15 protein-coding genes are annotated in these 25,952 nt (G+C 57.6%); 7 read left to right on the top strand and 8 right to left on the bottom strand.

All coding sequences use genetic code 11. The annotated features are described in order from the left end of the window. Nucleotides 1-315: 315 nt before the first annotated feature. Nucleotides 316-2,559, top strand: coding sequence for a tetratricopeptide repeat protein (locus tag LPW13_RS09485; RefSeq protein ID WP_230434898.1), 2,244 nt, complete (start codon nucleotides 316-318; stop codon nucleotides 2,557-2,559). Nucleotides 2,560-2,571: 12 nt separating this feature from the next. After that, nucleotides 2,572-4,053, top strand: a complete 1,482-nt coding sequence (locus tag LPW13_RS09480; RefSeq protein ID WP_230434896.1) for a phospholipase D family protein — start codon at nucleotides 2,572-2,574, stop codon at nucleotides 4,051-4,053. 15 nt (nucleotides 4,054-4,068) lie between these two features. Here LPW13_RS09480 and LPW13_RS09475 read toward each other — a convergent pair whose 3' ends face one another. The 6 genes from LPW13_RS09475 to LPW13_RS09450 all read right to left on the bottom strand — a co-directional run bounded on the left by LPW13_RS09475 (nucleotide 4,069) and on the right by LPW13_RS09450 (nucleotide 14,917). Further along, complete coding sequence (locus tag LPW13_RS09475; RefSeq protein ID WP_230434894.1) at nucleotides 4,069-5,352, bottom strand: OmpP1/FadL family transporter; 1,284 nt, start codon at nucleotides 5,350-5,352, stop codon at nucleotides 4,069-4,071. 42 nt (nucleotides 5,353-5,394) lie between these two features. Beyond that, complete coding sequence (locus tag LPW13_RS09470) at nucleotides 5,395-6,192, bottom strand: transporter (protein ID WP_230434892.1); 798 nt, start codon at nucleotides 6,190-6,192, stop codon at nucleotides 5,395-5,397. 196 nt (nucleotides 6,193-6,388) lie between these two features. Next, on the bottom strand, nucleotides 6,389-9,940 hold the full coding sequence (locus LPW13_RS09465; RefSeq protein WP_230434890.1) for a hypothetical protein: 3,552 nt from the start codon (nucleotides 9,938-9,940) through the stop codon (nucleotides 6,389-6,391). 412 nt (nucleotides 9,941-10,352) lie between these two features. Continuing rightward, nucleotides 10,353-11,243, bottom strand: a complete 891-nt coding sequence (locus LPW13_RS09460) for a DegV family protein (protein WP_230434888.1) — start codon at nucleotides 11,241-11,243, stop codon at nucleotides 10,353-10,355. Nucleotides 11,244-11,342: 99 nt separating this feature from the next. Further along, a complete protein-coding gene (locus tag LPW13_RS09455; RefSeq protein ID WP_230434886.1) occupies nucleotides 11,343-12,311 on the bottom strand; it encodes a DUF4380 domain-containing protein in 969 nt (322 codons plus the stop codon). 8 nt (nucleotides 12,312-12,319) lie between these two features. After that, nucleotides 12,320-14,917, bottom strand: a complete 2,598-nt coding sequence (locus LPW13_RS09450) for a glycoside hydrolase family 3 protein (RefSeq protein WP_230434884.1) — start codon at nucleotides 14,915-14,917, stop codon at nucleotides 12,320-12,322. A 568-nt stretch (nucleotides 14,918-15,485) separates the two neighbouring features. Here LPW13_RS09450 and LPW13_RS09445 point away from each other — a divergent pair. Continuing rightward, a complete protein-coding gene (locus LPW13_RS09445) occupies nucleotides 15,486-16,724 on the top strand; it encodes a helix-turn-helix domain-containing protein (RefSeq protein ID WP_230434883.1) in 1,239 nt (412 codons plus the stop codon). An 84-nt stretch (nucleotides 16,725-16,808) separates the two neighbouring features. Here LPW13_RS09445 and LPW13_RS09440 read toward each other — a convergent pair whose 3' ends face one another. Next, entirely contained in the window at nucleotides 16,809-18,299 is a 1,491-nt protein-coding gene (locus tag LPW13_RS09440) for a sugar porter family MFS transporter (protein WP_268932630.1), read from the bottom strand. A gap of 233 nt (nucleotides 18,300-18,532) precedes the next feature. Beyond that, nucleotides 18,533-20,086, bottom strand: a complete 1,554-nt coding sequence (locus LPW13_RS09435; protein WP_230434881.1) for an endo-1,4-beta-xylanase — start codon at nucleotides 20,084-20,086, stop codon at nucleotides 18,533-18,535. A gap of 341 nt (nucleotides 20,087-20,427) precedes the next feature. Here LPW13_RS09435 and tilS point away from each other — a divergent pair, with 341 nt between their 5' ends. The 4 genes from tilS (at nucleotide 20,428) to eno (ending at nucleotide 25,865) form a co-directional block, all read left to right on the top strand. Beyond that, nucleotides 20,428-21,726: a tRNA lysidine(34) synthetase TilS gene (gene tilS / locus LPW13_RS09430; protein WP_230434880.1), complete on the top strand. Its 1,299-nt coding sequence runs from the start codon at nucleotides 20,428-20,430 to the stop codon at nucleotides 21,724-21,726. Nucleotides 21,727-21,851: 125 nt separating this feature from the next. Next, nucleotides 21,852-23,480 (top strand): CTP synthase, encoded by a 1,629-nt coding sequence (locus LPW13_RS09425; RefSeq protein ID WP_230434879.1) that lies wholly within the window; start codon nucleotides 21,852-21,854, stop codon nucleotides 23,478-23,480. A 101-nt stretch (nucleotides 23,481-23,581) separates the two neighbouring features. Continuing rightward, nucleotides 23,582-24,427, top strand: coding sequence for a 3-deoxy-8-phosphooctulonate synthase (gene kdsA / locus LPW13_RS09420; RefSeq protein ID WP_230434878.1), 846 nt, complete (start codon nucleotides 23,582-23,584; stop codon nucleotides 24,425-24,427). A gap of 151 nt (nucleotides 24,428-24,578) precedes the next feature. Further along, nucleotides 24,579-25,865 carry a phosphopyruvate hydratase gene (eno, locus tag LPW13_RS09415; RefSeq protein WP_230434877.1) on the top strand — a complete coding sequence of 429 codons (1,287 nt, stop codon included), beginning with the start codon at nucleotides 24,579-24,581 and terminating at the stop codon, nucleotides 25,863-25,865. Nucleotides 25,866-25,952 lie beyond the last annotated feature (87 nt).

Genomic DNA, 25,952 nt, shown 5'->3' with positions numbered 1-25,952 from the left:
TTCTCCCGGTAACGACACTGAATAGCGGAGAGTGGCGCGCAAAATTAGGGGCACTGAATTCACCCTAGCCCAGATTTCTGCCGCGCGTCGGAATATGCGACGAAGGCTCCCCCCTGAAGAGATGCGGGTAGGGGCGGTAGTCCATTGCGGAATGGCGGGTCATGTACTTTACTTGAGGCGCCGGGGTATGGACGTTTGGGTACCCACTGCCTGTTCCAGTGCGTGGTACCGGGAAAGGCGGAATGGCAAGGAAACGATAATAAACTGCCAGTTTGAGACCCCTGCAGCGGCTGGCACTTGCTCTGCGGAGAGTTCATGCGCTTAGTTCTCAGAACCCTGGTGCTCGCGCTAGTACTGGCGGGATGTGACAGAAATACGACGGTACCGGAACACGCGAGCGCAGCCGCAAATGCTGCCGAAGAAGTCACACCCGGCGAATCCTCGGGGGTGCAGCAAACAGATCGTTATCTGGGGGCAGAGGCCTGCGCTGGATGCCACGCGGCAGAGTATCGCGCCTGGAAAAATTCCCATCACGACCTGGCGATGAAAGAGCCCGCGGCAGATACTGTGCGGGGCGATTTCGACAATACCGGTTTTACCTACTTTGGTACCCAATCCACCTTTTTTCGCCGCGACGGACAGTATTTCGTGCGCACCGACGGCGCCGACGGAGAGTTGCAGGATTTTCCCGTCGCCTATACCTTCGGTACCTATCCGCTGCAGCAGTACCTGATCGAACTTCCCGGCGGACGCCTGCAGGCTCTGAGTATTTCGTGGGATGCGCGTCCTGAGGGGGAGGGCGGTCAGCGCTGGTTTCACCTATACCCAGACGAAGAAGTCAAAGCCGGTGACCCGCTGCACTGGACCGGGCTGAATCAGAATTGGAACTTCATGTGTGCCGACTGCCACTCCACCAATTTCCAGAAAAATTATTCGCCGGACACTAAGACCTTTGCCAGCACCTGGTCGGAAATCAATGTGGGGTGTGAGGCCTGCCATGGGCCGGGGGCCAAGCATGTGGATTGGGCCGGGCTTGTGGAAGAGCAAAGAGCAGTCAAGGAAGACAAGGGTTTTGCCATTTCGTTTGCGGATCGCACGGAAGCAGTCTGGGCGATGGACACCGAATCCGGCATTGCGCATATACAGGGTGGCGTGCAAACCCAGGCTGAGATTGCCGTGTGCGCCCAGTGTCATTCACGCCGCAGCACCAGTTTTCCCGGTGCGCGGCCACATCACCCGTTTCTCGATCATTTCAACCCGTCGCTGTTGCAGGCCGGCCTGTACCATGCAGATGGGCAGATCGACGATGAAGTGTATGTCTACGGCTCCTTCCTGCAGAGCAAGATGCACGCAGCCGGGGTGACCTGCAGTAACTGCCACAATCCGCATACGCTTGAGGTCCGCGCGGAGGGCAATAACCTTTGCGCCCAGTGTCATCTGCCGGACAAGTTCAATACCGCTGAGCACCACCTGCATCCCGATGGTAGCGAAGGCACACAATGTGTGAACTGTCATATGACGGACAAAGTCTATATGCAGGTGGACGCACGCCGCGATCACAGTTTCCGCGTGCCGCGGCCCGATCTGTCGATCAGTATCGGCTCCCCCAACGCCTGCACCGGCTGCCACACCGAGCAGCCGGATACCTGGGCGGCACAGGTACTGGAAGAAAAGTTTGGTAAACCCGATTCTCACTACGGCGAGGCGCTGTTTGCCGGTCGCACCGGCGCGCCTGATGCCGAGACGCAGTTGATGAGCCTGGCAATGGACGAAAGTCAGCCGGACATTGCGCGGGCGACCGCAGTTGCGATGCTGCCACGTTATCTGTCCCAGGCCAGTGCACAGGCTCTGCAGGTTATTGCCCAGGGGAACGAGGCGCTGTTGCATCTGGGCATTGCGCAATCGCTGGAACAGTTGCCGGAGCGCATTCGCCCGGCACTGGCGATTCCGTTGCTGTACGAAGATGAGAAGGTCACGGCGTCGCTGGCGGCAAGTTCCATCGCCGGCGCGCCGATGGGGCAGTTTCCAGAGAAAGTTCAGATGCGCCAGAAGCGCGCCCTGCAAAACCACGTCGCGTCTGAGAGCTTTAATGCCGACCGCCCGGAGTCGCTGGTCAACCTCGCTGGACTGTATTTGCAGCAGGGTGATCTGGCGCGCTCTGAGCGGGCATTCCAGGATGCGATACATCTTGATCCCGGCTTTACGCCCGCCTATATCAATCTGGCCGATCTTTACCGGGCTAGCGGTCGCGAGCGTGAGGTCGCAGCGGTATTGCGGCAGGGGATGGCTGAGTGTGAGGACAAGACCTCACTGCAGCACGCTCTTGGTCTCAGCCTGGTGCGTCAGCAGCGTCTGCCTGAGGCTCTGCACTACCTGCGCGAGTCGGCACGGAGTGAAACAACTTCACCGCGCTATGTATATGTTTACGGCGTAGCACTGAATTCGTCGGGCGAGAAAGACGCCGCGATTCGTGCACTGGAGCAGGGGTTGCTGCGTTTTCCCGGGGAACCGCAATTGTTGCAACTGCTCGCCTCCCTCAATCGCGAATTCGCGCATTAACAGTGAGCAAGTATGAAGGCATCCAGCAAAGATGCGCGGTCACTAAAACCCGCTGAGCGCAGCCGGCTCGCCCGGGGTGTGAACAAGGAGACTGAAGGGCGCGGCGAAGATCAGTCGGGCTTTTATCTGGTCCACGATGGACTTTCAGCGTTTGTCGCCCGCGCGGTGATGATCGAAGAAGCCACGGTTTCCCTTGATCTCAAATACTACATCTACAGTGATGATGCCTCCGGCCGCATTCTCACTGGAATGTTGTTACAGGCCGCCGATCGCGGCGTTCGGGTACGGCTGCTGGTGGATGATCTGGGCACCCGCGTGACCAACCCCTGGGTGCTGGCGATTGATCGCCACCCGAATATGGAGATACGGGTGTTCAACCCGGTCGAAGGGCGCAGTGGTATTCGACGGGGCATCGAGCAGGTGTTGGATTTCGGCCGCATCAACCACCGGATGCACAACAAGCTGCTGGTCTGTGACGGTAATGTATTGATTACTGGCGGGCGCAACGTAGCCGACGGCTATTTCTCCAAAGCAGAAACCGAATTCCTCGATGTCGACATGATCGCGGTGGGAGCCGTGGTACCGGATGCGTCGTCGATATTCGACGATTATTGGAATAGCGAAGTGGCGGTGCCGGTTACAAAATTGGCACTGGTTGATGACGATACCTGTACCCTCGATGAGTTGCGCGAACGCGTCGCTGTATACCTGCAAGGCGAGCGGGAGTCCGAGTTCAGTCGGGCGCTGGAAAAGTCCGACCTGGCGGAAAAGCTCATCGCCGGAGATGTCCCCTTCCAATGGGGAAAGGGCGTGTTATTCGCGGACCCACCGCGTAAAGCCATAGACCGCGATAGTGTTCCTGTCAGTGACTACCCGGGCTACAAGCTGGAGAAAACGCTCAAGCAGTGTAAGCAACGCCTGCGCATCACTAATGCATACCTGATTCCCGGCGTGCCCGGTCTCGATCTGTTCTCCACCCTGCAACAAAATGACGTTCAGGTGGATATCCTGACCAATGCGCTGGCGACTAACGATGTGGCTGCGGTGCACGGCGCTTATTCCCGTTACCGGAAGCCGTTATTACAGGCGGGTGTCCATTTGTGGGAATTGCGCCCGGTGGCACAGCAGAAACAGCGGCTGCACTGGTTCAAAGGAAAATCGCGCGCGAGCCTGCATGCGAAAACATTTGTGCTGGATGAGGATCGCGGATTTGTCGGGTCGATCAATCTGGATAGCCGCTCGATCATTCAGAATACAGAGGTGGGCGTATTGATCGAAAATGCGGAGATCAACCGGCAATTAAACCGGCTGTTTGACGAATGGACCGCACCGGATACAGCCTGGCAATTAGCGCTGGATGGAGACCGGATCCGCTGGCACTGGGAGAGTGAGGACGGTCAAAAGCGAGTGACAGAGTGTGAACCTGAAACCCGCTGGTGGCAACGCGTCCTTGCGAAAATCCTGTCATGGTTACCTATTGAAGAGCAGATCTGAGTAACCAGTGGCCCGTCAGAACCCAAACTGTATGGAGCCACCGAAAAAGTGCAGCGCGGTGTCCTTGTAGGTGCCTTCCAGGCGGGGGCTGAACGGGGGGCGCCCGGTCTGATCGATATCGACATCGCCCAGCCAACCGAGGTTGTATGCAAAATCAAGTTGTAGCCCCGGGCAGAGCTCAGTACCGGCGCCGAGACCAAATTGCCAGGCCTTGTTGGTGACGGTGTCGGCGGTCATGGTGACTTCATCGCTCATACCACTGTCGTAGGCGATACCGGTAGAAAGGTACCAGTCCTGCAGGAATCCGCGCTTGAACTCCTGGCGTAGACCGAGGGCGAAATGTCCGGTATCCCGGTAGCCGCGATTGACAAATACCGAGGTCTGGTTGGGATTGTCCAGGGCCAGGCTAACGCCGGCAAATTCAGACCAGTCCTGCCAGGCGAGATTGGCATAGAGCGTCGTGCCCGGCTGCAGTTCCTGCTGTAGGCTGGCGGTAACTGTTTGCGGCACTGTCATGTCGATCGTGGTGCGGGTCTGATCCAGCTGACCGACAACGCGATCAAACAGTGGCCCGAAATCTCGCAACTTCAATCGGTCTTTAAATTCCAGATCCACTTCAGAGGTGTAGCTGAGACCGATGGTGGTACCGGAAACCGGGCGATAGATAATGCCGAAGTTGCCGCCAAACCCGGTATCCAGATCTTTATAGCGTAAATACGCATCCTCATCGATCAATCCAGCGCGCGGGGCTGACTGAAAACTGAAGTAGGTGCTCATGGCATTCAGGCCGATGCCCACAGACAGGCAATCATTGACCTGCCAGCTGAGCGATGGCAGCAGGCTCATCCCGATCAGATCGACATTCTGTACGAATCGGCGGCCTTTCCAGTCATCGTGGTAGTCGAGCCCGAGCCCGAAGTTGCCCGCCATCGCCATGCCCCAACCGATGTTCTCGGTAATTTTCCCCGCGGCAAAGGCGCCGGCAGTGGGAAACCATCGGATAGGATTGCCGCCGTCATTACCGGAGACATTCGACTGGCCATCGTCAGTGAACCCGACGTCGCCATAGAGTGCCTGTGCGGCGACGCGCACCTGTGTCTGGTTGCGCCAGACGGTACCCGCGGGATTGGTGAACGCGGTAGCGGCATCCTCCGGCGTTGCCGCCCACCCGGCGCCGGCGGTACCGAGCGTCGGGGTGCCGATCTCCCACAGCATCAGGCCGCCAGCGTGGGAAACCGGGGCGACCAATACGGCGACGGTGAGCGGGAGCAATCTCAGGGAACTGCGCGCAACATTCATGACGATGCCTTTTAAAGTATTTCTGAAATGCCGAAGACAGGTTTACTTCGGGAACAACATGACCCAATTCAAGCGAAACCCCCAATCCTGTGCCCCGGTGTCCGGGCTCTCAGCGTAATAGCGAGGTCCAGCCTGTACCTGATAGGTTTGCTTGCCCACTTTAAATACCTTGGCGACCAGAAAATGGACGGGAACATTCCACTGTTCTTTTTCCCAGTCGTAGGTGGATTCGGTTTGTAGGGTAAATGTCCAGGAATTCGGGGTGTTATACGCCAGGAAAGGCTGTACAAACGTGCTGTTGACGTCAGCGCGGCTGTCTTTGCCCGCGAAAGACCAGATATGGTTTACCAGGCTGCCGACGGTCCAGGGACCTGTCTGTTTGAGCACTACGCCCGTTGGTCCTGCACCCCACTTTTCGGTACCCAGTAAAGGCTCTGTCCCGGTCGGGAGGAGGAAAACAGGACCTACACCCCAGGTGACACCGCCAGCGGTAGCCTCCTTGGGTGAGAAAAAAACACTCTGAACGGTGTCTCCCAGCCCGGTCTGATCACCGCTGCCCGGGAAAATATTTTCCTGATTCATTACCGGAAGGATGGTCCGGCTGATCAGGTTCCAGTCCTCATTGATGCCTACCGGAATAACAGGCTGAACATTCATCGTGAACCGGCGACCGCCCTTGGTGGGCCCGACGCGATTGTCCCAGTTTCCCTGGAAGGGTACGCTGATCAGATCTGAAATGGGGTTGCTGAGTTTTTTGGCAAGGTCTGCATCGGCGTGGGAAAGTGCGCTCAACAAAAAGCTTGAAACCGCGATCAGTAAAGTGGTGCTCAACCGGTACATACTACCCACCATTAGATTCAGAAGTTTGTCGCTTGTTTGAGTCTAGATACAAGTTTGCTGAATCTGACGTCGGTGTCGCAGTAATAAACCAGCAAGAAAAATTTTCTTTATTGGGTCGCTTTAGGTAGATCTTTTCATGCGTCTTGTAGGCAGTGGAAGAATGATTTGGCAAATGGAATGGCTCAAACCGGCGCGATCAGTAATAGCCGACAAAGTTCAGGTACCAGCCCTTGTGGTCATAATCGTAATCGGTAAGGTCATCACTGAAATCGGAAAAGTTATAACCTACGCCAACACGGAAATGGTCACTGACATCCCTGTCTACACCCAACAGGTAGCCGTGACGATTGCCGCCGTCATCGACATCCAGCCAACGGTATTCTGACGTGAGGTGACACAGGCCGACGTCATAGCGCGCCTGAATGGCACTGAAGGTGGTGGCGGAATCAAACCAGGCACCGCTGCCGCGACCCATGCGGTATTCGCCCTCGCGTCGGGCGAGTTTGCCGGCAAACTCCCACTGCTGACTGAGGTTGTATACACCTTCGAAGGAAAAAATGGTGGTTTTCTGGTCGTATTCGCTCCCCCCCCACTGTGCGAGTGTGGCCAGGTCTCGCAAATAGGTAATGCGGCCAAACAGGCCCCAGGTCGGGCTGGCCCAGGGACGCCAGGCAAAACCGAAATTACTCTCCACAAATTGGGCACCGGCTTCCGGGTAGATCTCGTCATCTGTTTCGGAAAAGTTCAAACGGCCTGCGATCCGCCAGCTCTCATTGATTTTGTGACTCACGCGATTGGTCGTAAGCCACTGCTTACGCCGTTCAAAACCCGTATCCTCCCGCCACTCGATCTTGCTTTGCCAGTCACTGGTGGGGGTGCGCCGGCCACCCTGCAGGCTGACCGCCCGGCGGTCGACTTCGCCATCGTAGATATCCACCAGTTCGCCACTTTGTAACGAGAGCCCCAGATTCCAACCGCCGGAAGGGTAGAAATCCAGGCCCACGGTATGAGCGAGCCCTGTCTGGTTGGGTTCTTTAAGATAGGTACTTTCGTTGAACAGGTTTACCTGGTTGGACAGCCGCCAGCGATGGCCAAAGGTCCAGCCGCTATTGCGTCGGGGATCAAAGGTCATCGGTAATTCTGTGGTGTCGGTTGAATAGGCGTAGCCCGCGTAAATCGTATAATTGGCGTTTACGCGATAGTCTGCATCGACCGTGGCACCGGTGCCGCGATCGCCATTGGTGACTTCCGCCCCGATAGAGGACGAATTACCGAGCAGGTATCGCCCGCCAATGCCGACCAGGTTGTTTTCAGCGTAATCCTCGCTTTCGTCGAATGAAACCTGGCCGAGACCATAGACCTCCAGCGTGCTGCCGATACGCCGTGTATATTGAAGTGCGGCGAGATTACTTTCACCGTCGCTCAAGAGACTCTCTTCATTGACGTGGCGGAGCTCAGCACTGACTGCATTGAAGTCATCGATACCCCAGCGCAGTGTGCCCTGGCCCTGTTCAAAACTGTCCACGCCTTGCTTAATCTCGCTGTAGCGCAGAAAGAGGTTCAAGTTGGGGAATATATCGCCCAGTATTTCCGCGCCCTGTTCCGTGGTATTCATCAGCGGACTGTAGCGATTGACTGAAAAGCCCGCCTCCATTTCCCGCCACCAGCCGCCTACGGCCCACGGTAGTGTCGTTGCGCCAAGCTCCTGGAGATTGGCGCGCGCTTCTATTAGCTGTCCGTCCCCTTCGTGGTTACCAGTAGCGGCCTGGAGAGTATTCAATGGCGCGAAGTTAAAGCCACCGTTATCCGAATAGTAAGTGGGGGCGCTGAATGACTCTGTGGAGGAATATTCCATCCGCACATACGTGCCCCGTCCCGCTTGCAGGGTGATATCCCCCGCCTTCAGGTTGTAGTCTTCCCCGGCACGGTTCTCATCCACGTAGGTGCCGCCGACCGCGAAATAGTTGTTGAGCCACTGTTTGACGCGACCGCCGCTGGTGATTTCGTCGTCGTCAAACTCGGAAGGTACCCACTCGTAGTCCACGATCAGACGTTGCTCAAAACCGTCCAGTGGTGCATCGCGTGTCAGGGTGGGAACATTCTGGCGGGTGATCTGAGCCAGTGCGCGGGTGAGGATAATACGCCCCTGGATTTCATCGACTTCGTAATCTACCCCGCGGGTCAGGTTGACCCGGTTTTCTACTCGCCCGGTGGTGACGTCGCGAATTTCCAGTACTACTTTATCGGACCCCGGCAGGATGTCCTGGTTTTTCAGGTAATAGAGACTGCCGCCAGTGCCGAGAAATTCATTGTGTCCTGGCGCGGTTTCAGCCTCGGAGCCGAATCCTCGCAGTTCGGTAAGCGGGTCGCCCCAGTAGTTGATATTGCGCGAACGCCAGGTGAACGCCGCTCCATACAGTGAGCGCACATACTGCGCGTAATCGGTGCCGGTCATGCCCGTGGCAAAGTTGCCCCACAGGGCCTGGTTCTGGTCCCAGTCTGCGCGCAGATAGAAACGCCCCTGAGTGTCGACGTCACGGTAGGTGGTGGAGTCATCACCGTAGGTGGGATAGTAGTAATCCGGGTCCAGGCGCCGGAAAATATCTCTGGGGTAGGCCTGCCCGAAGTCGCTGAACAGGTCGTCCAGCTGACGCTCGGTGGTATCCATTTGTGCGGTAATCAGGTACTTCCCCCGGGTTTTTCCTTTCAGGTAGAAAGCCAACCGCCCCTGTTTGAGGATGTCGTCATCGGCGTAGCCGTCATAGCGTTCATCCGCCATGAATAGTGCGTCGTTACCATTGATGTCATTTTCCGAGAGCGTGATATCGGCAATGGCGACGCCAAAGAAGTATTCACCGGTCACATCGACGGTGATTTGCCGCCGGCGAGTGCCTTCTTCTCCCTGTAGATCAATATCGAATGTATGTTGTCCGATGGGCATCAGGAACTCTGCCGCAAATTTGTTTTCCAGATCTACCGGATAGCTGTAGCCGTTGATGTACAGGGTTCCGGCGGGCAGATTTCGTCCCTGAATGCGTACCCGGGCGCCATAGACCGGAATGTTCTGCAGGCGTAGTTCGGTTTCCGAGAACACTTCGCTGAGCATGCTCTGCGTCATCGCCTGGTCTGTGTTGAGTAGATTTTTCAGGTTGCCATCGGCGCTGTCGAGAATCTGCTGGCTGTGACGATGGGCTTCGTCCCTGCGTACCAGCTGCAGCATGCGCGGGAAGGTTTCATCGTAAATATCGTTCTGTCCGTAAGCGCGCAGCACATAGATCAATTGATCGCCATGTTGCAGCGGCACGTCAGGTGGCAGGGCACCGTCCCAGTACCCCTCGCTGACCGCCGCCACCGGTACGGGAACAATGGCGATGGGATCAACCAGGTCGTTGTCACCGGGGCGATAGATACTGACTTCCAGTTTATGGATGAAGGCGGTGTAGTTGCTGCGCACCATGAATCGCACCGGCTCGGTGATGCGTCCGCCATCGAAAGCGACAACCGAGGGGCTGCTGATGGCAAGCTCCGGAACGCCCAGCTGCGGATCTTCCGTTGCCCATATGGTGCCCTCCGATTGGGGACGGATTACCGCGACATTGTCATTGGAAGATGGAGAATTGTGTACTGCCGGAGCGGCACTCGGTGACGGGGGCGTTACCGGCTCTGCTTTGGCTTGAATCGCCATTGGTGGCGCTATGCCTGAGATCAGACCAAGCAGTGTGTAGTCCAGAAACTTCCTTTTCATCATTCCTATCGCACTTCCATTGCGAAACTCTTCTGCGTATTTCCGGGGGAAACTATTGATCGTGCCATTCCCTTCGTGGGGAAAACGCGCTGTGCAAGTCCACCGAATTTATTGAAATTCCTTTCGGCAGCTGCAACAGACGACGTTTCAATCAGAACTCGCGCAGAGATAGTTCTTTATATTGCAAATGTCTGGAAAATATAGGCATGGACGGTGGATACGTGAGGCTGGGGGAGAGAATTGGCAGGTGATTACCTTTTCTCAACGAAAATTACATGGCATGAGAAGAACAGTGTGTCAGGGGGCGGAATCAGAAAAGAAACAGATGACGGCACGGGAGTAGGTGGCGCACATACCACCCTGGCTATCTGGAAACCAGAGTGGCTATTGGTTTGAATTTGTTGATGACTTGGTATTACTTGGTGGCGAACGCTAGAGATACCGTGCCGGGGCCCAGATTGATCCCCCCGGACAGGCTCATTACCGACCGAAAAACTTTAACCTGATTCTGTTTTGCGACTTCGATAAATGTCTCGAAACCGGATACTTTTTCCAGCTGATCCACATGGCCTGCAATACTCACCACCACCGCGGGCATCTGGAGCTTGCCTTCTAGAATGGCGGTCGTGGCCAGCTCAAAAAGTCGCTGGGAACAATTCCCATATTCGCGTACGGTATCTACAACCGATGAGCCCTGATAGTCCATGGAAAGGATAGGATGCAGGTCGAGTGAGCGCGCCATCGCGGCCTTCAGCCAGCTCACGCTTTTTTCATTTTTCTGCCGTCCGCGCTCGCGGAGATAGAACACATCTTTTATCGCGGCGTAGCCCACGACTTTGCGGCCAAACTCTTCCGCGCGAGATTGGATCTGCTCGCCGGTGAGTCCTCGCTGAATCAGTGACAGTGTGTATAGCGCCAGCAGTCCCTGCCCGGCGAAAAGGGTATGGGAATCTACCGCGTGAACTTTTGCCGAATCACTGCCGAGCAGTTGTGCTACGAGACGCGCATTGGCGTGGGTAGGGCTGTTGTTGCCATTAATGGTCTGGATGACGATGTCATCTGCGCCCTGATCGAGCAATTTTTGTACGACATCCTGGATCGCTTCTACGGACGCAGGGCCTGAGCTGATCTGGTGGCTGCGGTCTGCCAGTGAAAGGGAATAGAAGTGCGCCATCTGCGCAGGGTTGCGCTGATCGCCGAAAGTGTCATTACCCAGGCTCACACTGAGGGGTAGGACCGGTATGGCGTATTTGCGCAGAATTTCATCGGGAAGGTCACAACCGGAGTCGACAACGAGCTGAACCATGGGCACCCCTTATTCTGTATGGTTTTGCTGATGACGTGCAAAGCTCCCGCTAATTTACCATCCCCGACAAAATTGTGACAGATGTCCCGTTTTCTATGTTTACAGCGCTGAAACCTGTTCTCGGGCGAAGTCCAGTAGCGACCGGGATCCACTGTGAACCTCAACATCGCCTGGAATGGGCAACAGTAGCCACTCAACCGACCAGTCCAGCACCTCACCCTGTGTCAGCGCCTGTGCGGCACTCTGTACTTCCAGTTCCAGGTAGGGTTTGACGCCACTCAGGTACAACTCGATATCACCTTCGCCCGTGGCCATTTCCTCTGCGTCTATCTTCGGGTACACCTTGAGGTACAACAGGCCGTCCACGGCGTAGGCGAGCCAGCCTTCGCTGCCATTGGCAATAATCTTCCCCTCTTTATGTTGTGCCCTGTTGTCCATGGGTAGCCATAGTACGCCCGCGGCGTCCTGCAGGTACTGCATACTGCCACGCACGGTCTGGACTGTGTCCATTGCGACCGGGGCAAAAGCGAGACCGCGGCTGGGTACACGCGTGATTTCCCAGGCAGCGATCTCGTCAAAGTCCTGTTCCGCCTCGATACGGTATTTCACCCGTGCGCGGTTGCCGGTCAGCATTGAGATGGATTTACCCACTCGCGCGCCAGCTCCGGTCGGGCCTTGCATACTGAGGGTATGCGCATCCTGCGCGGTGATGCGGTAAGGGGCAGAATCGTGTGCGGCTACTGGTGGCCAGTTCCAGAGGCTCTGCGGACTTAACCAGAACGTCGAACCGAAGTTGTTGCCATCTGTTGCATTTTGCGTCAGTAGATTCCTGCCGTTCAGGCTCAACCCGGTAATTCTTCCCCCGTATTGTGGTGATACCGCAATGGACAGGGGGCCTTTTACCAGCTGAACGGGTTCCACTTCGTGCGAAGCTTCTGTTTCAGGGGCGGCGGAACGTGATTCCGCCGCCCCCGCGTGCTGGACATTGCCGGAGAGCAGGCCCGCCATCAGCAGACCGGCTAGCACGCTCTCCAATACGCCCTGTTTTCTGGTCAGTACTTCCTTCACAGACTGTATTACCCCTCGCAGCGGATGGCGGCACTTTCTGCAGCACCGGGTACGAACTTGATATTGGCTACCGCCAGCGAGAGCGCGCCTTCACTGCGCAGGGCTAGGCCATTGGAGACTTGGCTGAAGTCTGCGTCGGCGAAGCACTGCAGGTCGATGGATATTTCGGACCACTCGCCCGTTGGCAGTTCGGTCAACGGTTGCTGCAGCGGCAGGTTGCCGGCGCAATCGGCCGCATTTGCATCGCAGGCAATCTGCAGGGATACCGGGGCGTCGGGCTCGTTGTCGACACGGATATCCAGGGTCAGGGCGGAGTGCTCGTCGAGGTAGCGGGTGAGGTCCTGGGGCTTTTTACTCTGCAGCAGAACACTGCCCGCGCGCAGGCCTTTCCAGGTGATCTGGCGCGCATCTTCCTGGGACAGCATATCGATGGAAGCCACGGTGATGTTTTCATCGTCGCTTTTCGCCAGGTTGCCACTGACCCACAGCGGATCGCGATCACTGTCGGCGATAAACAGCTTCCACGGCGCGCGCGGACGGGAAACCATCAGCCAGGCGTCTTCCAGCTTGCCATCCACATAGGACTCGCCGTTCTCGTTGAGGTTGTTGGCGATCTGGGTGTTGTCGTTGTAGGTGAGGCCATAACCGTAGCCAAACAGGGGCGCGTAGCCTTCGTCGTGGCGATTGATCACGGTCTGGTGTACCTGTTCCGGCCAGCTGAAGGAGAGTCGACCGGTGAAGTCGTACTGCTTGTTGCCCTCGGCATCGGTCAGGATCACGTCCGCCACCCCGGCACCTTCGGAGCCCGGAAGCCAGGCGGCGACAAAGGCGTCGGACAGGTTCATTTCCTTGTTCACCCACAGCGGCCGGCCGGAGATAAACACGCTGACTACGGGGATGCCCTGGTCCTTGAGCTTTTTCAGCAGGTCCTGGTCTTCCTTGCTGCCCAGCTGATACTCAATACTGGCCAGGTCGCCATGCCATTCTGCATAGGGGTTTTCACCGTAGACCACAATCGCCACATCCGGGGCTTCTCCATTGGTGAAGGTGTCTGCGGTGTAGTCGCCGTTCTCGCTCAGCACCACATTGCCACCGGCCTGTTCCACGGCAGTTTTTAACCCGGTGTAGATGGAGGTAGCGCCGGGAAAGTCTTCCGCGGTATTGCCTGTGCCCTGCCAGGAGATCGTCCAGCCGCCGCTCTGTTTGGCGATATTGTCTGCAGCATCGCCGGCTACAAGAATGTTCTGGCGCGGGTCTATCGGCAGCAGGCCACCATTGTTTTTCAGCAGTACCAGAGATTTGCGCACCGCTTCTCGGGCGATGGCGCGGTGCTCCGGGCTACCCAGAATACCGGTCTTACCCGCCAGCGGCCGGTCGCGTTCGAACAGGCCCGCGCGGATTTTGACCCGCAGAATACGGCTTACTGCATCGTCGATCCGACTCATGGGGATCTCGCCGCTTCTTACCTGGGCAATGGTGTTCTTGAGCAGGGGTTTCCATTCGGACGTGATCATAAACATGTCCAGGCCAGCGTTCACCGAAGCCGCACAGCTCTCCACGGTGCAGCCTTCCACAAAGCGGTGGCCGTTCCAGTCTCCGACCACAAAGCCGTCGAAGCCGAGGCGCTCTTTCAGCACATCGGTCAGCAGATACTTGTGACCGTGCAGGCGTTTACCGTTCCAGCTGTTGAACGATGCCATCACCGTCTGTACACCGGATTCCAAGGCGGTAAAGTAGCCGGCGGCATGGATCTCGGCCAGTTCTTTCTCACTGATCCGGGTGTCGCCGCGGTCGATACCGCGTGTGGTACCGCCGTCGCCTACAAAGTGTTTGGCGGCGGATACCAGATGACGGCCGTCGAGGAACTGATCACTGTTTTTTTCGCCCTGGATCCCCTTGATCATCTCGCGGGCGTAGGCGGCGACGATTTCCGGGTCTTCCGAGTAGCTCTCAAAGGTGCGGCCCCAGCGGTCGTCGCGCACGACGGCGATGGTTGGGGCGAAAGTCCAGTCGATACCGGTTACAGCGACTTCGCGCGCGGTAGCTTCGCCGATACGACGGATCAACTCCGGGTCGCGTGTGGCGCCGAGACCGATATTGTGGGGGAACAGGGTTGCGCCGATCACGTTGTTGTGTCCGTGGACCGCGTCGCTGCCCCAGATAATGGGAATGGCCACTTTGCCGTCGCTGGTGTCCATGGAGGCGGCAAAGAAATCGTCTGCCATCTGGCGCCAGTCGTCCGGGGTGGCGAATTTGTCGTTGTTGGGGAAAGTACCGCCGCCATTCAGGATGGAGCCGATGTGATACTGCTTCACCTCCTCCGGGGTGATGTACTTGATTTCTGCCTGAATCATCTGGCCGACCTTCTCTTCCAGTGTCATTTGCGACAGCAGGCCGGCAATACGCGCTTCGAGCTCTTCATCCCTGGGCAGGGCGGGTGCCAGTTGCGGCCAGGCATTGATGCCGCCGGAATCGGTGACAGCGCCCTGACCGGCATCCGCAGACCGTTCGCTGACCGGTTGGTTTTGCTCAGAGTTGTTGGGATCGCCGCAGGCGCTGAGCCCGACAGCCAGCAGACCGGCTGCCAATGACTTAATGAGAGACATGATTACTCCTTGTTTCCCCGGCGCCTGTGTTTTGGCGTTCGTACCCGGGGATGGCGTTCTATTGTTGTTTGTGGTTCTGCTGCTGGGCCAGCTTCCGGGGAACTGACCGCCAGCAAATTCAAAAGGAAGCACCCGAGAAAGGGATAAACGGATGCTCCTGGAATCCGGCTTATGTAAGAGGGAAGAAGCCTGTCCCTCTACCCACCACTGAGACGGATACCCTGGGCGAAAGCACTCCCTGTGTCCCGAAAAAACCAGACGCCCCGGTTGCCCGCTGGCGGGTTTGGGGCAGATGGGTATTTCAGGCAGGTTACCGCTCCGGCCGTTTGGCAGTGTCTCTGTTTCGGCGAGTCTCGTCGTCCAGCTTTACGACCAAACCTAAAGTTGTACGTAGATTCGCCGTATGTCGCGAATTTTTATTCGCTGGCGGCAGGGCCCATTTTGGGGGTGGCACAGAACTGGGACCTTTCCCCCCTGACGTTCGCCTGGATTGATCCGTCTATAGAGCAGGAGACGCGGTAGAATAACCGGCTGAAGCAAAGGCGGAAAAAATCGGGTAGTTCGACGGATGGATATCCTGTTGTTCAATATTCACGACGTGGTGCTGTTTATGACCAGCTATCAGTGTTTGTTATTTGCACTGTTGCTGCTGGTGTTACGGCGGGAAAGACGTACCAGTAACCTGTTACTTGCGGCGTTCCTGCTTACCCAGGCCATGATCCCCATGGATACCCTGATCAGCTACGGTGCCGGCTTTCGCCAATGGGCAGTGCAGACGGTGCCCAACCTGTTTTATGTATTCGGATCCGCATACTGGCTGGAGGGGCCGGTCTTGCTCTGGTACACACGCTCTTTGATCTATCGGGATTACCGCCTGCGCCGGGGGGATCTGCTGTTTATGGTCCCCGTGTTGCTTTACGCGGTCTATGCCTACTCGGTCTATTTCCGTTTCGGCGAGACCACCCGCGTCGGAATGCTGCAGGATTACAGCCTGCTGGGGGAATCCCTGATAACCCACAGTTTGGGCTTTACGCGCGAGATTCTGCGTTTCGCTTTCGGCGTCTGGTGTCTGCTGGAAGTCCGCAACGCCCGTCGCCAGCTCCGCGACAGCTACTCCAATATCGAGAAAATCGACTTTACCTGGCTACAGGTGTTGATCGTGGGGTTCCTGGTGATTCGCGGGTGGGCGGTATTCCTGAATCTGGCGATCATGGCCTCCGTCCACCTGGGGATGGATGTGGACTACCGCATCATGGGGCTCACCAGTAATTATGTGGTGTTTTTACTGATCAGCGCGATGATCTTTTTCAGTCTCAGCTACTCCTCCATGTTCGAAGGGGTTGAGCGCCGGGCGCCGCAGGGGACAGGGCACCCCGGTGCAGAGCATGAATCGGGGGATAAGCGGGAAGAGCAGATCAGGGTTGCCGTTGATTCTGCAATTGCAGCAAAAATTGCTTCTTATATGCTGAAAGAGAAACCATTCCTGGAGCCCTCCCTGACTCTGGAGCAACTTTCATCCCGCCTGGATTTACCGCGACGCACCGTATCCAACACCATCAACCGTCACTTCAAGCGCAACTTCTTCGAATTCGTGAATTATTATCGGATCGAGGAGGCCAAGGGCAAGCTGACAGCCCCCGCCAGTGCACATCAGACCATTATGGAGATCATGCTTGCCTGTGGCTTTAACACCAAAGCAACGTTCAACAGCTTTTTCAAGAAGCTGGTAGGAATGACACCGTCGGAATATCGTCGACGAGCGGTGACGGGAAAGGTGGAGGAAGCAGCAGTATCCGTGCAGAACTAAGCTTCCGTGTCGGTGCGGAGTGACAAGTGCCAGGAAAGACCGGGGCTGGCGCCCCGGGCAAGGTGATAAAAATATTGCGGCGGATCAACCGCGCATCTGCTCCAGTTCCAGTCCGCGGGTTTCGTGCACCAGGTAAATGACAAAGGCGATGGAAAGTACCGCGAACAGTGTGTAAATACCGTAGGCCCCCGCGAGGCCGATGCCGGTCAGCAGGATCGGGAATGTCATGGTTATGGCGAAGTTGGCCACCCACTGTGCGAGGCCGGAAATCGCCAGGCCGGAACCGCGGATCTGGTTGGGGAACATCTCCCCCAACATGGTCCACATCGCCGGGCCCCAGGAACCGTTGAAGAAAAACACATAGGCATTGGCAGCCACCAGCGCCAACAGTCCCATTCCCTGAGACAGCTGTAGGCTGCCATCGGCGCCGATGGTCGCTCTGGTAAAGGCGAAAGCCACCAGCCCCAGGGTGATTGCCATGCCGATAGAGCCAATCAGCAGCAGCGGTTTGCGGCCGATGCGGTCAATCAGGGTCAGGGTGATCAGGCAGGCGCCAATGCTGACGGCGCCGGAAATGATATTGATCAGCAGCGCATCTGCCTCGGAAAAGCCCACGGCCTGCCAGAGTACCGCGCCGTAGTAGAAGACCACATTGATCCCCACCAGTTGCTGGAAGGTGGCGAGCCCAATCCCGACCCACACGATCTTGCGGATCTTACCGGCGCGACGGCCGCTGCGCTCCAGCAGGTCCGCCATGCGCGGGTTGCGGTCGCCGGCCACGGATTCGCGGATGGCGTTCAGCTTGCGCTGGACCTCTGCTTCACCGTAAAGGCGCCGCAGCACGTCCGTGGCCTTGGACGTCTGCTGGGAGATCATCAAGTAGCGGGGACTTTCCGGAATGAGCAGCAGGGCGAGGAAGAACAGCGTGGCCGGCGCAATTTCTACCCAGAACATCCAGCGCCAGGCGCTGAATCCCATCCACCATTCATTGACGGCAGAGCCCGCGGTTTTTGCCAGCCAGTAATTGCTGACAAAGGCCATAAACAGGCCGGAGATCAGGGCGATCTGATTGATGGTGATCAGGCGTCCGCGAATGGCTGCCGGCGCCACCTCACTGATATACGCTGGTGACATCACGCTGGCCACACCCACCGCGAGACCGCCCAGAATACGGTAGAACACGAATTCCGGTGAGTTGGATGCAACGCCGGAGCCCCAGGCACTGACGATAAACAGCAATGCGGAGATGATCAGCAGGGTTCTACGGCCCCACAGGTCTGCCAGGCGCCCGGCAAAGAAGGCACCCACAGCACAACCCAGCAGCATCGATGCCACATTGAAGCCAGTGCCGGCAGTATCGGAATTGAACGCCTGTTGCAGACCGCCGACCGTGCCGTTGATCACGCCACTGTCGAAGCCGAACAAAAAACCGCCAATGGTGGCAACGCTACAGATCAGCACCACAAAGGCCAGTGGCGGGGAATCTGGTCTGCCCTGCTCCAGAGCATCCAGTGAACTCTCAATCGCTTGCATCGAACTACTTCCTGTTTTTATTTTTTGCACTATTTTGCGCATCCGGGAGTGTGACGAGCGAGGCGGGGAAAAGCGTCCTACTTTGCGAAATCACACAAAGTTGGACGCCAAAACCGTCTCACTTTCCGCACATGGGCGGAATAGGTGGGAAAGGTGGGGGGAATTCGTTGGGAATGGATGTATGGCGGTGGCGGTCAAGAATGCGGAGGCGGGTGGTAGAGGGGAGGCGAGCAACAGGCGGGCGGCACATTGGGCCGCCCGCCCGGAGAGAGGGCTTATTGCCCCAGTAAGGCTTCAGCTACTCCGTCAAACGCAGCCTTCTCTTCATAGGGCCCGTTCGCCGGTCCGCCAAATAGCAGTGGCCAGTCGTCTGCGCCCTGGCGCTCATCGAACTCCAGCAGCCAGCTGTCGCCATCCCACAATCCCCATACGGTGATGCCGCCGCGCAGGTGTGCCGGCACCACATCCAGATAGGCTTCCACGATGGATTTGTAACGGGCTTTCTGGAGCGCCGCCACTTCCGGCGTGTAGCTGGTGTATTGCGGGAAGGGGGCAGAGGCGTATGGGTTGTTCACCGGCACATCCAGTTCAGTGATCTTCACCTTGAGCCCGCGGTCCACAATGGCCTGGAAGGCGCTGCGGATCTGGGAGGTTGAAGGCCAGTCGATCTGTACGTGCATCTGGAAGCCGACGCCGTCGATGGGCGCATTGGCGGCCTGCAGGTCATCCACAATTTGCAGCAGGCAGTTGAGCTTGTTGCTGTTGCCACCCTCGGTATCGTAATCGTTGTAGTAGAGGTCTGCGTTGGGATCAGCGGCATCGGCGGCGCTGAAGGCATTCGCCAGATAGTCGCTGCCCAGGCGTTGATAGAACAGGGAGTTGCGGAAGCAGCTGGACTGGTTTTCATCGATGGCTTCATTCACCACGTCCCAGCTTTCCACCCGGCCCGCGTAGTGTTGGGCAATGGTGGTGACGTGCTCGTCCAGCATGGCCTGGAAATCACCACTGTAATTCTGCATCCACCCGGGGACCTGATAGTCCGAATGCCAGATAAAGGTGTGGCCGTGAACGCCGAGTCCGTTGGCCTCTGCCCAGTCCACCATCTGGTCTGCATTGGCGAAGTCATAGGTATTTTCCGCTGGATGCAGATAACTCATCTTCATGATGTTGGCAGCGGTCATCTGGTTAAAGTGCTGGGCGATGCTAGTCTGCTTCTCGGGAAAGTTCAGGAAGCTGCGACTTTCATTGCCCGCAGACACCGCGACACCCACCGGGAAGGCCGCCAGGCTGTAGAGGTGATCCACCGAGCCGCCCGAACTGGAGCCCCCTGAACTGGAAGAAGAGCTGCTTGACGAGGTACCGCCAGATGAAGAACTGGACGAACTGGAAGAGCTGCTGGAACTGGATGATCCGCCGGAGGAGGAGCTGCCCGAATCACACAGCGTTCCCGTAACCTGCGGGGTTTCTGTGACGCCGCCGGAGGTACCCTGAAAGCCGAATTCCACGGACTGCCCCGGTTGCAGGGTGCCATTCCACGGCGCGTTGCTCGCCGTATATGGATTGCTGCCGGAAACCTCTGAACTCCAGGCATTAGTGACACGGTTGTCGCCGCTGAACTGCCACTGGACCTGCCAACCGTCTACCGTCGACGCGGTATCATTCGTAACTTGCACATTGGCGGTAAAGCCTGAATTCCAGGCATTGGTCACAGTGTACTCGCACGCGCCCAGAGCGCCCTGTGCGGTAAAGCCCAGCAGGCCGATGACCAGAGCCCCGGGGAGCTTGAATAGCCGACGGGATCCGGGTTCAGTGAGTGTGGGTTTTGCCATTTTCTTCTCTCTTGTCGCTGATTGTTATTGCGCTTATTTGTCGTTACTTCTTGTCGTTACCTCGCTGTTAATAGTCATGATGACTATCAATTGGATGTTAGCCAGGAATTGAAGTGGGGCGAAGGGGATAAAGCGTCACACTGAAAAAGTGTGACCTTTGCGTCATTTTTCCGGCGGGGGAGGGCGGGCGCGACAGAGGCTGGGAATAGAGTTTGGGACATACCGGACGGCGCAGGGGGTTCCAGAGCGGTATACTGCCTCTTCCGATAGATCCCGACATATCTGAGTTGGCATACTTGGCATCTTGAAAGTCGGTCGATAGCGTTGATAGGAGCCCCGCCTTGCCCGGGAAGTGCAAACTGACAGCCCTGGTGCGATCTTCGCTGGCGCGGTTTCCCGCGCGCGGACATTTGTGGCTGGGTTATTCCGGTGGGCTGGATTCCACGGTGCTGCTGCACTTGCTCGCCACGCTGGGGGTGCCCTTCACAGCGGTGCATATCCATCACGGCCTGAGCCCGCGTGCAGATGGTTGGCGCCGACATTGCCAGGATTGTGCGGCCGGGTTGTCTGTTCCTTTTATTACCCGATCTGTTTCCGTGCAGCCGGCGGACGGTGGCCTGGAGCAGGGGGCGCGCAACGCGCGCTACCGGGCGTTTGCCGAATGTATGGCGGCGGGGGATCAGATCCTGCTGGCCCACCACGGCAACGATCAGGTGGAGACCTTCTTTTTAAGGTTGTTGCGAGGTGCCGGTGTACTCGGCTTGGCCGCAATGGCCGAACAGCGAACGATGGGCGACGGTAAGTCGGTATTGCGCCCTTTGCTGGGCGCAACGCGTTGGGAGCTGGAACAGTACGCCCATCGCCACGGCCTGTGCTGGATTGAAGACGACAGTAATCAGGATCAGTCCATTGAGCGCAATTACTTGCGCCGTCAGGTTACACCACGGCTCGCCGAGCGCTGGCCGGTCGTATCCCAGGTGGCGCGTGCGAGCGAACATCTGCGCGAGGCCGCTGAGCTGATGGCGGAAGTGGCCGCAGAGGATCTCGGCCGCTGCGAGTATCGGCGGGAGCGCTTTGGGGAAAGTGTTCAGTTGCCTGCGTTCCGGTTGCTTTCGGCGAGCCGTCAACGGAACTTGCTGCGGTACTGGGTGCAGCAGGAAGGCGGGCGGATACCGGAATCTGCGCAGGTTGCTGAAGTGCTGGCACAGTTGGATGCGGTAGCAGATGCCACTCCTGCCGTGGCCCTCGGTGGCCTGGTGGTGCGACGTTTTCGCAATCGGCTGTACCTCACACCACAATTGGAGACCGCTGAAAGTACCGAAGACGGTGAGGTAACCCCGTGGCAGTGGGATGGTGTGAGAAACCTGGTATTGCCCGGCGGCTGGGAGCTGGCCCCCGGTCCCTGTTGGCCCGCGGGGGATTATTCGGTGCGCTTTCGACGGGGCGGCGAGCGGGCGCAGCCCGCGCAGCGTCGGCATTCCCAGACCCTGAAGAAACTCCTGCAGGAGTTTGCCCTCGAGCCCTGGCTGCGAGGCAGCGTGCCGCTGATTTATCAGGGGGAGGTGTTGCTGGGCGTGGGGGACCTGTTCGTCACCGCGGAAGGACCGCCGAAGCCGCCAATCTGGCGTTTTTCAGATTGAGCAGAAAGCACCTTTCTGGTAGTCTGGCGTCCCATCTCAAAGGCACCGGGTTGCGCGAGGTCGCGCCCCCAGAGCCAGTCCCGCACGCCCGAACTCGTCGGGCATTCAACTGACCAAGGTTTTGCATGACGCGCTATATTTTTGTCACTGGCGGCGTGGTTTCCTCATTGGGGAAAGGTATCGCTTCCGCTTCTCTGGCTGCAATTCTTGAAGCCCGTGGCCTCAAGGTCACCATCCTGAAGCTTGACCCTTATATTAACGTTGACCCGGGCACCATGAGCCCTTTCCAGCACGGCGAGGTCTATGTGACCGAAGATGGCGCCGAGACCGATCTGGATTTGGGCCATTACGAGCGCTTCATTCGCACGCGCATGTCCAAGCGCAACAATTTCACCACCGGCCGCGTGTACGAGACCGTGCTGCGCAAAGAGCGCCGCGGTGACTACCTGGGCGGCACCGTGCAGGTGATCCCCCACATTACCGATGAAATCAAGCGCCGTGTGATCGAAGGCGGTCGCGACGTGGATGTGGCCATTGTGGAGATCGGCGGTACCGTGGGCGACATCGAATCCCAGCCGTTCCTGGAGTCCGTGCGTCAGCTGCGCGTGGAGATGGGCACCAACCGCGCTTTGCTGATGCACCTGAGCTATGTGCCGTACATTGCCACCGCGGGTGAGACCAAAACCAAGCCCACCCAGCACTCGGTGAAAGAGCTGCGCTCCATCGGTCTGCAGCCGGACATTCTGCTGTGTCGCTCCGAACGTGCCATCGACGACGATTCCCGTCGCAAGATCGCCCTGTTCACCAACGTGGAAGAGCGCGCGGTGGTACCGCTGCCGGATGCCAAGACCATTTATGGTGTGCCGCGCATGCTGCACGAGTACGGTCTGGATGAGATCGTGGTTGAGAAGCTGCAGCTGGAATGCGAGGCGCCGGACCTGTCCGAGTGGGACGAAGTGGTCGACGGTAAACTGAACCCGCAGCAGGAAATCAAGATTGCCATGGTCGGCAAGTACATGGAACTGCTGGATGCTTACAAATCCCTGATTGAATCCCTGGTGCACGCGGGGATCAAAAACCGCACCAAGATCACCATCGACTACATCAACGCCGAAGATGTGGAAGCCGAAAATGGCCTCGATCTGATCAAGGACGCCGACGCGATCCTGGTGCCCGGTGGCTTCGGTGAGCGCGGTCTGGAAGGTAAACTGGAATCCGTGCGTTACGCGCGCGAGAACAATATCCCGTTCCTCGGTATCTGTCTCGGTCTGCAGTCTGTGGTGATCGAATACGCGCGCAACGTGCTGGGCCTGGAAAAAGCCAACAGCACCGAGTTCGACACCAAAACCCCGCACCCGGTGATTGGCCTGATTACCGAATGGATCGACGCCGAAGGCAAGGTCGAGAAACGCGATGAGAAATCCGATCTCGGCGGTACCATGCGTCTCGGAGGCCAGGAATGTCGTCTGGCCAAAGACTCCAAGGCGCGGGAAATCTACGGTCGCGACGTAATCGTCGAGCGTCACCGTCATCGTTATGAAGTCAACAACAACTATGTTGATCGCCTGCAGCAGGCCGGCCTCAAAATTGGTGGCTGGTCCGCGGACGACACCCTGGTGGAAATGGTAGAGCTGCCGGAGCACAACTGGTTTGTGGCCTGTCAGTTCCACCCGGAGTTTACCTCCACGCCTCGCGACGGCCATCCGCTGTTTGAGAGCTTTGTGGCTGCTGCGGTGAAGCACAAACAGGCGTAATTGATTGGGAGCCGGTGGTGGATGCGCTTCGTTTAATCCACCACCGGGCCTTGAAAAGAATTGAGCGATGACCAGAACCAATCTGGCTCAGGAAGAGAAAAATGAAAACCATCGAAGTGGGTAACCTGAAAGTTGCCAACGACAATCCGTTCACCCTGTTTGGCGGGATGAACGTGCTCGAGTCCCGTGATATGGCCATGCAAGTGGCCGAACACTACGTCAAGGTGACCGATAAACTGGGTATTCCTTACGTTTTCAAAGCTTCCTTTGACAAGGCCAACCGCTCGTCCATTCATTCCTATCGCGGCCCCGGCATGGAAGAGGGCCTGAAAATTTTTCAGGAGATCAAAAAGACCTTCGGTGTGCCGGTGATCACCGACGTGCATGAGCCCCATCAGGCAGCCCCGGTTGCTGAAGTGGCGGATGTGATCCAACTGCCCGCCTTTCTGGCTCGCCAGACCGATCTGGTTTCGGCAATGGCTGCGACCGGTGCGGTGATCAACGTCAAAAAACCCCAGTTCATGAGCCCACCGCAAGTGAAAAACGTGGTGGATAAATTTGCTGAAGGCGGCAACGAAAAGATCATCCTGTGCGAGCGGGGCGCCTGCTTCGGATACGACAACCTTGTCGTCGACATGCTCGGCTTCCGCACCGTGATAGACGCCTCTGGCGGCGCACCGCTGATTTTTGACGTCACCCACTCGCTGCAGATGCGTGATCCGGGTGGCGCTGCTTCTGGTGGTCGCCGCGCCCAGGTCACCGAGCTCGGTCGCGCCGGCCTTGCCATCGGCATTGCCGGCCTGTTCCTGGAAGCGCACCCGAACCCGGATAAAGCCCTGTGCGACGGGCCCAGTGCGCTGCCGCTGGATAAGCTGGAGCCATTCCTGGCGCAGATGAAGGCCGTGGATGACCTGGTAAAAAGCTTTGAGCCTTTAGATACCAAATAAATCTTTAGCCGGTAGGGTGGATAAGCGTAAGCGCATCCACCAGCAGAACGTGGAAAACTGAATAACTAAAACGAGTGGCCCCGAAAAGGCGGCCACCAACTCCAAACCTCACAGACTCACAATTCCGATAAACAAGGAGCCCGTTGTAAAAATGAGCAAGATTGTTGCTGTAAAAGCTTTTGAAGTACTGGATTCGCGCGGTAACCCCACCGTTAACGCCGATGTTATTCTCGAGTGCGGCGCGGTAGGTTCTGCCTGCGCGCCGTCTGGCGCTTCCACCGGCTCGCGCGAAGCCCTTGAGCTGCGCGACGGCGACAAAAGCCGTTACCTGGGTAAAGGCGTACTGAAAGCGGTTGAAAACATCAACGGCGAAATCGCCAAGTTGCTGGTAGGCAAAGACGCAACCGATCAACGCGCCCTCGACCAGGCCATGATCGACGCCGACGGCACCGAGAACAAATCCAAACTCGGCGCCAACGCCATTCTCGCCGTCTCCCTGGCCGCCGCCAAAGCCGCTGCCATCTCCAAGGGCGTTCCCCTGTACCAGCACATTGCTGAAATCAACGGCACCGCCGGCGAATACACCCTGCCGGTACCGATGATGAACATCATCAACGGTGGTGAGCACGCCGATAACAACGTCGACATCCAGGAATTCATGATCCAGCCGGTGAAAGCGAAAACCTTCGCCGAAGCCCTGCGCCAGGGTGCCGAGATCTTCCACTCGCTGAAAAAAGTCCTGTCTGCCCAGGGCCTCAACACCGCAGTCGGCGACGAAGGTGGCTTCGCGCCCAACCTGCCGTCCAACGAAGGTGCTCTGAAGGTCATCGCCGAAGCCGTCGAAGCCGCCGGCTACAAACTGGGCGACGACATCACCCTGGCGCTCGACTGCGCCTCCTCCGAGTTCTACAAAGACGGCAAGTACAACCTGTCTGGCGAAGGCAAAGAGTTCGACAGCGAAGGCTTTGCCTCCTACCTGCAGGCACTGTCCGAAAACTACCCGATCATTTCCATCGAAGACGGCATGGACGAAAGTGACTGGGACGGCTGGAAAATCCTCACCGACAAAATCGGCGAGAAAGTCCAGCTGGTGGGCGACGACCTGTTCGTCACCAACACCAAGATTCTCAAAGAAGGTATTGAGAAAGGCATTGGCAACTCCATCTTGATCAAGTTCAACCAAATCGGCTCCCTGAGCGAGACCCTGGACGCGATCAAAATGGCCAAAGACGCTGGCTTCACCGCGGTCATCTCTCACCGCTCCGGTGAAACCGAAGACACCACCATCGCCGACCTGGCCGTCGCCACCGCCGCTGGCCAGATCAAAACTGGCTCCCTGTGCCGCTCCGACCGCGTAGCCAAGTACAACCGCCTGCTGCGCATCGAAGCCGAGCTGGAAGGCAAGGCGCCTTACCGCGGCATTGCTGAGTTCAAGTAATTCGGCAAGCCCGGTAAACTGGCTTTAGTCTCGTTTCTTGGTTCACCTGCTTGAACCCGAAGCGAAGGCTTCGATACCGGGTATTGT

It is taken from the genome of Microbulbifer celer (assembly GCF_020991125.1).
In the GTDB taxonomy this organism is placed as follows: Bacteria; Pseudomonadota; Gammaproteobacteria; order Pseudomonadales; family Cellvibrionaceae; genus Microbulbifer; species Microbulbifer celer.
This window is presented reverse-complemented; position numbering and strand designations above follow the sequence as displayed.